7 protein-coding genes are annotated in these 12,838 nt (G+C 46.8%); 2 read left to right on the top strand and 5 right to left on the bottom strand.

What is annotated here, in order from left to right:
• Nucleotides 1–215: 215 nt before the first annotated feature.
• Entirely contained in the window at nt 216–2,216 is a 2,001-nt protein-coding gene (locus AB4Z30_RS12385) for a methyl-accepting chemotaxis protein (RefSeq protein ID WP_441926695.1), read from the top strand.
• Between the two features lie 830 nt (nt 2,217–3,046).
• On the opposite strand, the gene AB4Z30_RS12380 is transcribed toward AB4Z30_RS12385, so the two are convergent.
• Nucleotides 3,047–4,315 carry a DUF2087 domain-containing protein gene (locus AB4Z30_RS12380; protein ID WP_441926693.1) on the bottom strand — a complete coding sequence of 423 codons (1,269 nt, stop codon included), beginning with the start codon at nt 4,313–4,315 and terminating at the stop codon, nt 3,047–3,049.
• 283 nt (nt 4,316–4,598) lie between these two features.
• Entirely contained in the window at nt 4,599–6,626 is a 2,028-nt protein-coding gene (locus AB4Z30_RS12375; RefSeq protein ID WP_441926691.1) for a methyl-accepting chemotaxis protein, read from the bottom strand.
• Between the two features lie 258 nt (nt 6,627–6,884).
• Here AB4Z30_RS12375 and AB4Z30_RS12370 point away from each other — a divergent pair, with 258 nt between their 5' ends.
• Complete coding sequence (locus tag AB4Z30_RS12370; protein ID WP_441926689.1) at nt 6,885–8,285, top strand: serine hydrolase; 1,401 nt, start codon at nt 6,885–6,887, stop codon at nt 8,283–8,285.
• A 698-nt stretch (nt 8,286–8,983) separates the two neighbouring features.
• Here AB4Z30_RS12370 and nagZ read toward each other — a convergent pair.
• From nagZ to AB4Z30_RS12355, 3 genes are all read right to left on the bottom strand, one after another.
• Complete coding sequence (gene nagZ / locus AB4Z30_RS12365) at nt 8,984–10,678, bottom strand: beta-N-acetylhexosaminidase (RefSeq protein WP_441926687.1); 1,695 nt, start codon at nt 10,676–10,678, stop codon at nt 8,984–8,986.
• A 200-nt stretch (nt 10,679–10,878) separates the two neighbouring features.
• Nucleotides 10,879–12,048: an exo-beta-N-acetylmuramidase NamZ family protein gene (locus AB4Z30_RS12360; protein WP_441926685.1), complete on the bottom strand. Its 1,170-nt coding sequence runs from the start codon at nt 12,046–12,048 to the stop codon at nt 10,879–10,881.
• Nucleotides 12,045–12,761, bottom strand: coding sequence for a hypothetical protein (locus tag AB4Z30_RS12355; protein WP_441926683.1), 717 nt, complete (start codon nt 12,759–12,761; stop codon nt 12,045–12,047). Before AB4Z30_RS12355 ends, AB4Z30_RS12360 begins: the two co-directional genes overlap by 4 nt.
• Nucleotides 12,762–12,838: the final 77 nt, after the last annotated feature.

The raw sequence follows: 12,838 nt of genomic DNA, 5'->3' as shown, positions 1-12,838 counted from the left end.
TTCCACACTGTTTTCATGTGCAGATAATCTTGGTGCACTTTCATTCAATTCTCGTACAACTCCTCTCTAATTTTAATCACTGTCAGCCGATATATATCGATACATACCATTCTGAATCAGAGATTTGGAATAATGAATGCAAAATGTTTGCATTAACTTAGAAATATACCATATTTTATGTCAGTTCGGGAGAGTTGACAGGGGGAGAATGTACTATGAAGAAAGTGAAGCAGCCAAAGGGGAAACGAACGTTACAGATGAGAGAGAAACTGATCCTTTCATTTGCTATCGTGCTGCTGATCCCAACGATCAGTTTAGGCATCATTTCATTCCAGACAGCGGCTACCAAGGTCGAAGAAAAAATGTTTGAGAATGCCAACAGTAGCGTGAGTGTACTGAATCAGACCATTGACCAGATTATTGGGGCTACACGTAAAAATGTCGATTTTCTGGCAAGTCAGCTGGATGCTGGTAATGTAGGTCCGGTTCAAGGAGATGAAACGGAAAAGATTCGTACCTTACTTGATGCTTACAAAGATACCCACGATGACGTGGAACTTGCTTCCGTCGGAACGGATAAAGGTGTCTATATCAACTCCCCAGTCACCGCCGTGAACAAGCCGGGATATGATCCCCGTGAACGTCCTTGGTTTAAAGCTGCTTCGGAGAACAAAGACGTGCCTACTGTAATTACACCTTACATCTCAAGCAATACAGGTAATGTGGTTGCTTCGGTCGCTCAGACGACCGGTGACAGTCATGGTGTTGTTTCGGTCAGTCTGTCCCTTGAAGCTCTTTCCCAGACAGTAAATTCCACGAAAATCGGGCAAAGAGGATATATCTATATTATTGATAATGCGAATAAAATCATCGTACATCCAACCGAGAAACCAGGTACCGAGGGTACGATGGAACCGTATAAACAAATTTTTGATCAAAAGAATGGCGACCTGCAATACACGCTTAATGGCAAAAATGAACACGCCTTCTTTACTACGAATGAAACGACAGGTTGGACGGTTGTTGGTGTTATAGACAATGACGAAGTTACAGAAACCGTTCGTCCGATCCTGTACACTACACTTATTGTTATCGCCATTGCTATTGTAGTCAGCTCCATCATTATTTACTGGATTGTACAAGCCATTACCAGACCGCTCAATCGACTTGTCAAAGCCTCCAACGAGATCAGTGATGGCAATCTGACCATTGAAGTTGCTGTAAAAGGGCAGGATGAATTCGGCAAACTCAGCAACAGCTTTAACAAAATGAGTCAATCTCTCCGTAACGTTATTCAGGATGTGCGTCATACGGCTGACGAGCTTACAGCCTCTTCCGCACAACTTGCCATTAATTCGTCGGAGACAACCAAAGCCACGGAGCAAGTAGCTCTCATTACAGAGCAGTCTGCAGCTGGCATTGAAAAGCAGGCGAACAGCCTGAAACATACCGCGCAGCAGATGAATGAGCTTGCCGGAGGGGTCGGACAAGTAACAAATAGTACACAGCAAGTATCCGAGGCTGCCATGCAAGCAAGTGAACTTGCGCATCAAGGGAACTCGACGATCAAAACGGCTGTATCAGAGATGAGCTCCATCCAGCATTTCGTACAAGGTATCGCTGAGACGGCCACAAGACTGGATCAGCATTCCAGCTCCATCGGTGAGATGGTCTCTGTCATTACGGATATTGCAGCGCAAACCAATCTGCTTGCTTTGAATGCTTCCATTGAAGCAGCCCGTGCAGGCGAGCATGGACGCGGATTCTCCGTTGTAGCAAGCGAAGTACGCAAACTGGCGGAGCAATCCAGCGTATCCGGTCAGAAGATCGTGGAGATGGTGGCTTCTATTCAGCAAGAAATCTCCAGGGCTAATGAGAATGTACGCCTGGGTCAAAAAGACGTAGACAGCGGCATTCGAGCTGTACAGTTTGCAGACGATGCATTTGTGCAGATTAGCGAGGCTGTTGGAGTAGTTAATCAACAGCTTGAAAATATCGCAGCGGCTTCAGAAGAGATGTCGGCCAGTACAGCAGAAGTGGTGCAGTCCATCGACAACATTCATACGATATCGGAAACGAATGCAGATGGCACAGAGAATATCTCTGCTGCAACAGAAGAGCAAGTAGCTTCCATGCAGGAAATCTCCTCCTCTGCCGATTCACTTGCGCACCTGGCACATAAACTGCAAAAGCTGGTAGAGCAATTTAAACTGTAAGGAACAAGTAACGTAAATCTTGCACTATCTGGCAAATATATTAGAGCACATCACCAAAAAAAATCCCTTTGCGACTCAACGACAAAGGGATTTTTTGCATTTGGGATAGTCATACATACTCACTACTTACTTATTTGCTTGCTTACTTACTTGCTTACTTACTTGCTTACTTGCTTGCTTGCTTGCTTACTTGCTTGCTTGCTTGCTTACTTGCTTACTTGCTTGCTTACTTGCTTGCTTATTTGGTTATCTGGTTATTTGGTTACTCGCTTATTACTATGGCTAAATCACAATATTCAGCCAGAAGTGAATACCCTGCATAGCCCTGATCTAGCTGGTCAATTTTCTAACGATCCCCAGGAACGCTATTTGGGGAATATCATACCGTTTTATTTTCTAACGATCTCGGGGAAGCCTATTTAGTAAAAATAAAGTGAATATGGACGTATATCGTGCGTTTTTAGTGAAATAAGGCTTCTGGTGATCGTTACAATGACAGAAAACCCGATATCGCCAAATTAAGCTCATCTGAGATCGTTAGAATCGCTGTTAAGTTTTACTATGCTTCAAGCAGAGAATAACGTTCGACATTATGTACGCAACACACTTAGAGCCAATAACCTTAGCATGATGAAAGTCTCGGCTCTCTTTTTTGCTGTCTTTGATAAACAAAAGAGGGTTCCTTAAACGGACCCTCTCTAACCTTATGCATCTAACCGTTTAACCCTGAATCCAGTCCATTGTGACGATAGAAGACTTGCTTGGTTCTAAGAGTGAAGCCTTGCCGAAGTTCGTAGTGTTCAATACTGAAATTGAACTCTATTCACCTACTAATTTGACGGCCTGGGCTCCCCGTGATATCCACGATCTCCGTAAGGCTCCAGCTTCTCAAACCAGCTATCCAGACATTTAGCCAGCGCGTCCTTCGGATCGGCGTAGGGATTATCATCCTTTTTCATGACTTCTAATACCTCAATCGTAAATGCACTCTCACCGTATTCATTCCATTCTGCCTGCAAACGGCGGTTCAGATGGCTTCCCATCTGCAGCATAAATTGCTGTCCGTTAATGGTCTTCAGATTAGGCGTGCTGTCGATATACACTTTGCCGTTACGCTCATTCCGAATTTGATAAATGCCTGCTTCTATTTTGACTTCTTTGGCTTGTTCCTGTAACTCTTTCCGTCGATTCATGCTCTTCTCTCCTCTAACTGTTCTTTCTTCTGGAAGTTGCTGTTCCATGGCTAGGGATGCAGTTGAATTATCTGATAATGTTGCTGAAGGTCCTTTCGTTTGCTTCCCATTCCCTCTATCGTTGCCTTGTTCCTCAGCTGCACTACCCAGCCAATATTGACTGCCATCCTCCTCCCGCTCTAACAAACCGTAATCCACCAGATATCTCCGAATCTCAACATAGTCATCATGTACGTTCTTCAAGAGTGCGTTCACCTGTTTTTCGGTGTAATGACGCTGTGGTTCGAATCGTTTAGCGATCTCTGTGAGCACAATAAACTTATGTTTTTGCTGCATATGGAACGTAGTCATCGGGCCGCTTGTACCTTCGGGAAAGTAGTTGCGTAGCACTTGTTCCCGTTCCTCTTCGGATATATCAAAGGAATGCTGATGAATCGTATGCCCTTGTTTCATGATTGGCGACACCCATGTTGCCGGAGCATGCAGGTCTTTATTTTTCAACAGTTCCATTAATGCCAGGAAGATTTTGGCCTGTCTTTCCTTTTCCTTCAAAACAAACCGGTGGTTTCGAATGGTAGACGCACTGCCGATGCCGAGAGCCTGCTGCACTTCTGCATCCTTTTTCCCTTCGTAGAACTGGGCCAGCAGACCTCGCTGCACATCGGATAATCCCGTCACGCTTTTATCCAGTTCCAGCAAATATTCAAATACCGACCCATGTACCTTCTCAATATGAACACGCATGTAACGAACCGCGTCATACAGCACACCTTCGTCGGGGTAAACAATTCCCGGTTCTGTTGTAAAACCACAACAGATACAGAAATACACCGTTCCCTCCTCCACATATCCGCGTTTGATCTCTTCCAAAGATGCTGTCTGCAATCTTGAATCCGAGGTTTTCATCCGTTGTCGTCCTTTCTATAATTCATGCAATGTATTTTGAATCGTGAGTTGCTTTGAGCTTCAAGTTAATCTTTATTAATTTTATACGGGTAGTACATCAATATTTGTTTATTTTTATATTTTCGTTTGTTTATTTATAGATATAATATAATTATGTTTGTTTATTGTCAAACAAACCAGGTAGGATAATGTTTTAAACAAGCTTCAATCACTTTCTGAAAAGAAAAAAGACTGCCGGTTCATCAACCCGACAGTCTTCATACCCGTTTCCCTGTTTATTTCATTACAGTTTGAACCGTTCAATCATGCTCTGCAGATCCTCTGCCATTCGAGACAAGGCTGCTGAAGATGCAGCAACCTCTTCCATTGTAGCAAGCTGCTCCTGAGCTGCTGCCGAACCATCCTCAGTACCAGCAGCAATCCGATTAGAAAGAACCATCGTTTCGTTTACAGCTTTGTTCACATGCCCCATCCCTTGATCGATCTGACGGGAAGCTGAAGCAGCCTCTTCGGCCTGTGCCGCAACGGTCCGAACCGCATCACGAATCGTCTGGAACGCTTCTCCAGCCTCTACGATCATCTGTGAGCTTTTCTCCATACCTTCACCTGTGCGTGCAAAGGTAGACTGAACAGCATGAGTCTTCTCATGCATCTCGAGCATAAGCTCGTTAATCCGCTCTGCCGAAGCACCCGAGCTGTTCGCAAGCATTTTCACTTCGTTTGCAACCACAGCAAATCCACGCCCATGCTCACCTGCTCTCGAAGCCTCAATAGAAGCATTCAGCGCCAGAATGTTCGTCTGTTTCGCGATAGACGTAATCTCCGCTACGATCTGCAGAATTTCATCATTCTTCGCTCGCAGATCATCGATGACAACCTCCATGGCTTTGCTCTCATCGTTTACCTGCTGGATATAGGATACGGCCTCCTGCATCGTGACCATTCCCGCTTCTGATTTGGAGGATGCTTCCATCGCAATACGCTCCGCATCTCCAGATCTTGCAGAGATATCCTTCACCCCGAGTGACATTTCACCGACTAATTGCTCCGTAGCCGCAAGACTTGCATTCTGCATCGTTGTTCCTGTTGCTGCATCTTGCATCAACTCGGCCACCTGCTCGGTTGCTTTGGAGGTCTGTTCGGAGCTTGCCATCAACTCCTCAGATGACGCTGCCAATTGACTAGAAGTATCWTGCACCTCACCGAGTACATTCCGCAGTGAAGTCGTCATGGTATCAAAGCTTTCTCCAAGCTGACCGAACTCATCCTTACGCCGCAGGCCTACACGAACCGTCAGATCCCCTGCACTTACTTGAGATGCTGCTTGTGTTAATCGCTGCAATGGTCGATGAATGCTCCGAATAATAAAGATCATCAACACGATCCCCACAATGACAGCTCCCCCTACTAGCGTAATTGTACGAATCATGATAGGCTGCACGGACTCCGCCACTTCGGAGGGGATCATCTCGCCGACAATCTTCCAGCCCGTTGCCGGATTTGTGTAAAACACGGCCTCCATCGGTTGACCATCATATGTATACTTCACCGTTCCCTGATCTTTCGTGTACATCTCGTTAATGTAGCTTTGATCGGACTGCGTGCCAGATTCAATCTTGTAATGGAACAAAAATTTCCCGCCATTATCCAGCATATACAGTTTCCCTGCTTCGCCGATATGGATCTGGTCCACCGTCTCTTTCAAATGATTCAAGCTTACATTTGCACCAAAAACACCTTTGCCATCTGCCAGTTTGGCTGCTGCTGTCACCACCCATTCCCCTGTCGCTGAAGACTGATAGGTATCTGAGATAACTGGCCCCGATTGTGATATCGCCATTTTGTACCATGGACGCTCACGAGGATCATAAATCTGGTCTCCGGCATCAGGAGATTTCATCCAGCTGCCATCCTCGGCTCCAGCCGTAAGCACGCCAAGTTCTTTATGGTTTTTTGACATCCGATCCATCTGAGCTTGAAGCGCAGGGGACTTGTTAATAATGTCTTCGGATGTAATACCCGATGCCATCTGTGCAGCATTGTCCTTCTCCATATTGAGCATCTGATCAATCTGCAGACTAAGCATTTCCGTTTTGGCCTGTGCAGAACGAGTAATCTCCATTTTAACCTGATCTGCCGCCTTAAGATAAGCAAGCCACCCTACACTGAGGCTGGGTACAATCAGGAACAAAAGAAATGCGGCAATCAGCCGTTTTTTTAGCGTCAATGTAAACCATGATTGAAACCCTTTCTTTACTTTCTGCCCTGTTTGAAGCTTTTTATGAAGGTTTTTTTGAAGCCCTTTTCTCATTATCTATCTATCTCCCATCATTAAGTTCAACTCTATTTATCGGAAAGTTCACCACGAAACATTATGTATCAATACTAAATAGTCACATTTTTAATGATTTGATCCTATTACTTAGGGATACTCTGTTTTTGACCCACTTGTTGGTATCGTTTACAATATTCATATGCTGGTTTTTCATGAAACACTTGGAAGGAGAGGATTCAAATCTTACGTAAGTTCTACACGCAACAACCTGTATTTAGCCGTGTCTGTGCATCAATGTCTCGTATTCTATTAGCACTCATTCTATGTGCAGGCCCGGTATTCGGGCAGGCTAACCCTGCTACTGTTTCTGCAGCTCAGACTACACAATCTGTCCACATTGAAGTCAATGGAGAGCAGCAATTGTGGCAGAATGCTCCCCTTATTCTAAATGGTACGACATTTGTTCCGTTACGGGATGTAGTTCAATCTGTTAAAGGGGATTTGAAGTGGGATGCCCCTACCAAAACAGCTACTATTACCGTTGGCAGGGACAGTCTGGTTCATCAAGCGGGCAGTAACTCCATCAAAGTAAATCAGGTATCTCTAGCCGCTCCGATGAATTCGCGTACCATTAACGGCACATTAATGCTTCCTGTTCGTACCTTGGCGAATGCCCTCAAGGCTGATATTAAAGTACAGCGAACGACTTCAGGCCAAATAAGTGTTGCTATTTTAACTGATCAGGTCAGCGTACTGAATCCTGAAGTAGCTAGCGTGGATACATATCTGCGCGAGATAAACTATCCGGGTATGGCTCTAATCGCACGGGACGGAGAAGTATTGTTGAGACAGGGGTATGGACTTGCTGATGAACAAACAATGAATCGTCCGGATCAGAAGACCCGCATCGCCTCCTTGAGCAAGTCATTTACAGCGGCTTCCATCCTGAGTCTGGCCGAAGCGGGTAAGTTGAATGTTCAAGATCCAATCTCCACCTATATTTCGGGTATCCCGAAGGGAGATCAGATCACCCTGCATATGCTGCTGTCCCAAACATCGGGTCTGCCTTCGGCCTTCGGCCGCGGCGAAGACAATCCGATTGAGGAAACCGTAGAAGAGATTCGTCATAAAACGTTAAAGTTTGAACCTGGCAGTGCCTATCTATACAGCAACAGCGGTTACGTTTTGCTTGCATACGTTGTGGAACAGGTATCCGGCATGAGTTATGCCGACTATGTACAACAAACCATTTTGGGGCCGCTGGGTATGAAAGACTCGGGAGAGGCATCCCGCAAAGTGCATACAAATAGCGGCTTCGTCCAGCAAGGAAAAGCTTGGGAGCCTGCACCTTACTATGTTTCACAATCCGGGTCAGGGACGATCTATTCTACCGTGGACGATCTACTGAAATGGGATCGGGCATTATACACCGACCAGATTCTAAGTCAGGAAACGATTGCAACGATGTATGAGCCCTACTCCAACAAAAATTACGGCTATGCCTGGATTCTCAAGGAAAACGGAACGAAACGTACCGTCTTCCACAATGGAAGCGGCGGCGGATTTTCCACAGCATTTTCCCGTAATCTATCCGATGATATTACCATTATCCTGCTCGGTAATCATGCAGGCATGGATATGACCTCACTGCTAAGTGATGTAGAGGCACGAACGGCCAAAGCCTTGCAGTTGTGATGGTCGTTTAAAGCATCTTAACGGAGCCGCCAATTCAGTCGGGGTTGAAAGTTTGCGTTTCGGGCTGAGGTTGGGTGGGGTTTCGAGGTTTTGAGGTTTTAAGATTTTGGGGTTTTGAGGTTTTGAGACTTATAATTCGGTTCGGGTGTGATGAGTAGGTTGGGATGTGTGCGTTGGTTGGGGTGTGATGGGTTGGTTGAGGTTTTAAAGTTCGGGTGAGGTTTCGAAAGTGGCGACTGTATTAAAGCCGTCCCCCACATCCCCTTATTTATTCTAACGATCACAGATGAGCTTATTTAAGCGATAAAGAGCCTTCGAGAATTGTAACGATCACCAGTAACCTTATTTCGCTAAAAACACATGATAAACACCCATTATCACGTCAATTTCTCAAAATAAGCTCTCCTGAGATCGTTAGAAAATAAAAACGTGTAAAATAGCCCAAATAGCGTCTCTGGAGATCGTTAGATTTTAGAATCCACCAAAACAGATCAAATATCATCATCGAGGAGGGGGGCTAAAATTAGATAAGGTTTACATGATCAAGCCCTCTATACGTTCAATAATGAGGATAATAATTTAACACAAAGGGACGTAGCATAGAGCTTCGTCCCTTTGTTATTTTGTAGCCACCTACTCAAGTCTAAACTAGCCCACACTCCGAATTCTCGTTATCATCGGCGTTCGGTTACTTCAACCTAATCAATTTCCAGCGAGACGGGAAGCTCGCCCTCGAATGGAATTCGGCCAAGCATTGCTTTCGCTACACTACTCATGGCGAGAGGTCGGCTCTCATATGCTGCAATATACGTCTGTACATCGGGAAGTTTCTGCAGATCGTATGGACTGCGGAGTGCGGATACAGCCAAAGGTTTACCAAGTTGTTGAAGCCAGCCGATCAATCGACATTGCGGGTCACCGGAAAGACTGCCTGCGTTATATGTGCCAATCACAATTTGTTTAATATCCTCCGCTTCTGCGGCCTGAAGCAGACGAGCGGAAGATATAGCAACCTCATTCGCTGGCACGATCCAATCCACGACCTCCAGACCTTGGGCAGACAAAGCTGCTCCGAGTGTTGCTGCACCGTCCAGCTGTTCATCCGCGATACTTGTCACTTCTGCTGCAACAGTGATCACGAGTGTTCGCTCTCTTTTTAGCGGCAGCATATGTTGGTAATCCCTGACCCGTGTAATGCTCTTCTCACTAATCCGCTGAGCCACCTTCTGATGTATCGGATCATTACGCCGAAACGTCACAGTTGATGAGGCTACATCACTTCTATGCTTTGTAACGGAGTCTGGGCTCAATGCATTCATCAGCTCCACATCGGCCACATCGTTTTCTCTCTCAAGCACCCCGCGCTTTGCTTTAAACGTCAACAGACGTGTAACCGACTCGTTAATCCGGCGCTCGCTGATCCGTCCGCTATCTACTGCATGTATCAATGCGTCAAAAGCTTCCATCTGCAACTGTGCCGTGTGACTGATCAGCACAATATCCGCTCCCGCTTCCACCGCCATCACCGCTGCATCAACGGTGCCATAATGAACAGCGATGGCATTCATCTCCATGCAATCAGTCACAATAATGCCTTCATACCCAAGCTCCTTGCGCAGCAATCCGGTTAATACGGAATGGGACAATGTGACAGGTAGGCGCTCCGGCTCCAGTGCCGGAAAATAAATATGAGCAGACATCATGGCATCCACGCCTTCCGCTATTGCTGCACGAAACGGTGCAAGCTCCACCTGATTGACCCTTGCTCTGTCATGGGTGATTACAGGAAGGTCGAGATGAGAATCGGTATCTGTATCGCCATGACCAGGGAAATGTTTGGCCGTCGCAGCGATACCCGCATTTTGAAAACCCGCAATGGTTGCTGCACCGAATTTGGCTACCTTTTCCTCGGATTCCCCAAACGACCGTACACCGATAACTGGGTTGTTCGCATTGTTATTCACATCGAGAACAGGGGCAAAGTTCATATTAATACCCATCGATCGCAGTTCCATTCCACTAATGCGAGCTGCCTCATAGGCATCTTGCACTGATCCGGCCGCAGCAATGGCCATTTGTCCAGGCATCAGCGCAATACCCTCTGTAATTCGGGCCACCATGCCGCCTTCCTGGTCAATGGCGATCCAAAGAGGTACATTACCACTCCCTTGCGCGATGTTCTGCAAACCACCGGATAGCCGCTCTACCTGCTCAGGCGAAACGACATTCCTTGCAAAATAAACGATGCCGCCAATCGGGTAACGTTGAAGCAATGTTTCTACCGCTCCCTCCGGCTCTGTTCCGTGAAATCCACATAACAGCATCTGTCCAATTTTGTCACGCATACTCATCTGCCCAAGTCTCTGCTTCACCCTGTCCTTCAAGCTCCGCATACCATGCCCTCCTCCCATCAACATCCACACCCTTCACCTCAAGCGGGGTCATACTTGTCTATGCTCTCATTTTACTTTTCCCGTGCTCTCCTGTGCTCTCTTATGCTAATCTCTGCACATGCTCATCCATAATTTCATCCATTTCAGTCTCTGCTCTGTTCCTGTATCCCTGTTCACTTTATTGTCAGCGTCCTATTCCTTTAATCATATATCAGAAAAGGAGTTCGTCGTTCCCGCCATACTTGCTCCTGTTCACGCCAAAGTGCCATTAAACCGGATAAGCGGTTAATGTCACCAATGACGTCACGAACCTCTGCACTCCCGGTAAGCAAATCAATAAAATATCTGGAGCCTTCACGTGGAGGTTCAAGCCACTCAAACTGCGCGGAATATCCCACTGCAATCTCATGCAAAAGCAGCAAACCTGTTTCCACCGAACGAAATTCCGTTTCATCCGTAACAAAAATTCGCACACCCCCGCACAGCTCACCTGCGTGTTTCGAAAAGGCTGGCGTCATATACACCGGGTGAAAATGAACTCCGTGCAATCTATGCTTCTGCATTGCATCTGCTAACCTTTCACCGTTGATCCACGGAGCACCAATCCATTCAAAAGGCCTGGTTGTACCTCGACCTTCTGACACGTTGGTGCCTTCAAACAGACAGGTTCCGGCATACGCACGCACAGTATCCACGGTTGGCATATTGGGTGATGGCATCATCCAGGGTAGGCCGGTTTCTGCAAAACTCATCATGCGCCGCCAACCTTCCATTGCAATCACTTCCAATGAACAGGGTTCGGGATGCTCGGCATTGACGAGCAGGGCCAGCTCACCAATCGTCATGCCCGTACGAATTGGTGTGGTCCAGGCACCCACGAAGGATTCGTATCCCTCCTTTAGTAAACCGCCCTCCACCTCCATACCGCCAAGCGGATTAGGCCGATCCATTACCAGCAACCGTTTCCCTGCTTTGCCGCATGCCTCCATCATCTGGAATAACGTCGAAGCGTACGTATAATAACGCACACCCACATCCTGGATATCAAAAAGGATCGTATCCACCTCGGCCAGCATGGAGGGTAGCGGCCTTTTGTCTGTACCATACAAACTGTATACCGGTATGCCATATCGGGGATGCACTGAATCCGCAAAAGGAACACCTGCCTGCAACTCTCCGTTCAGTCCATGTTCACATGCGAAGAGTGCCATAAGCCGGGTATCCGCGAGACCAGCACATACATCCACCGTAGACACAAAGTCTGCCATGATTCCTGTCGGATTCGTCACCAAGCCAAGGCGTGCACCACCGGATAACCAGGGATGAGCGCTTCCCTCAGCCAGAATATCCGCTCCCGTTTTCACACTCATGATACATGACCTTCGCTCAGCCACCCTGTCTGCTGATGGTCGTTCCCGCTGGATGACGAGATAGATTCTTCCTCAGGCTCGATCAGATTGAGTGTAGCTTTATGCTGATAGATGGCAAACATGCCTGCAAATAATGCCCCGAACCCTACAACCGTTAGCACAAGTAACGCTGTAAGCAATACAGCCTGAAAACAGGCCGCTACCGTATAACCCGGATAACGAAAAAACAGTTTCACACTCTCGCCCATTGCCTGAAGAGTGCCCATTCCCTTTTGCAGAATGAGCTGCCAGGTGTAGAACTGTGAGATGAGTGCCAGAATGACAAAGAACGTCTGAAACATCCCTATCGCTATGCCCGCCATACTGTCACGTCCGCCATAATACCACCAGGTTGACCAGAGGATGAAACCGAGTAGTGCAAACAGCAGCCCTGTTACGCCTCCTGGAAGCAATCCCTTCAACGTACCTTCCCACAGATCAGCCAGTCCATTCCGGCGCTCTTTCCGCTCCAGTCGATGATGTACCGCATAGCAGACACCAAACAAGATTGGCATGTAGATGACAGCTAACAGCAGCACAGCTACCGGTATCGGTGCAAACATCAGGATCGGAACGAGCAGTACGGAGCTCCCGGCACTATACAATGCTACAGAAATAATATCCCGGTAGATCTCCACCCCTGACTTAACCAGCACTTCACTCAGTTTACGCATAGGTATTCTCCCCTCTGTGATTACTACAAGCCGTTATTCGAAAAGAGCTTGATTCTGATTCTTATCACAATCGATTC

The organism is Paenibacillus sp. 2TAF8 (assembly GCF_052114825.1).
Classification (GTDB): domain Bacteria; phylum Bacillota; class Bacilli; order Paenibacillales; family Paenibacillaceae; genus Paenibacillus.
Note: the sequence above shows the minus strand (reverse complement) of the source record. Positions and strands in the feature narration are given on the sequence as shown.

Excerpts from the sequence above, each read along its gene's own strand:
- AB4Z30_RS12360 (WP_441926685.1), bottom strand. The coding sequence starts at position 12,048 with ATGAGTGTGAAAACGGGAGCGGATATTCTGGCTGAGGGAAGCGCTCAT.
- AB4Z30_RS12380 (WP_441926693.1), bottom strand. The coding sequence starts at position 4,315 with ATGAAAACCTCGGATTCAAGATTGCAGACAGCATCTTTGGAAGAGATC.
- nagZ (WP_441926687.1), bottom strand. The coding sequence starts at position 10,678 with ATGCGGAGCTTGAAGGACAGGGTGAAGCAGAGACTTGGGCAGATGAGT.
- AB4Z30_RS12370 (WP_441926689.1), top strand. The coding sequence starts at position 6,885 with ATGTCTCGTATTCTATTAGCACTCATTCTATGTGCAGGCCCGGTATTC.
- AB4Z30_RS12355 (WP_441926683.1), bottom strand. The coding sequence starts at position 12,761 with ATGCGTAAACTGAGTGAAGTGCTGGTTAAGTCAGGGGTGGAGATCTAC.
- AB4Z30_RS12385 (WP_441926695.1), top strand. The coding sequence starts at position 216 with ATGAAGAAAGTGAAGCAGCCAAAGGGGAAACGAACGTTACAGATGAGA.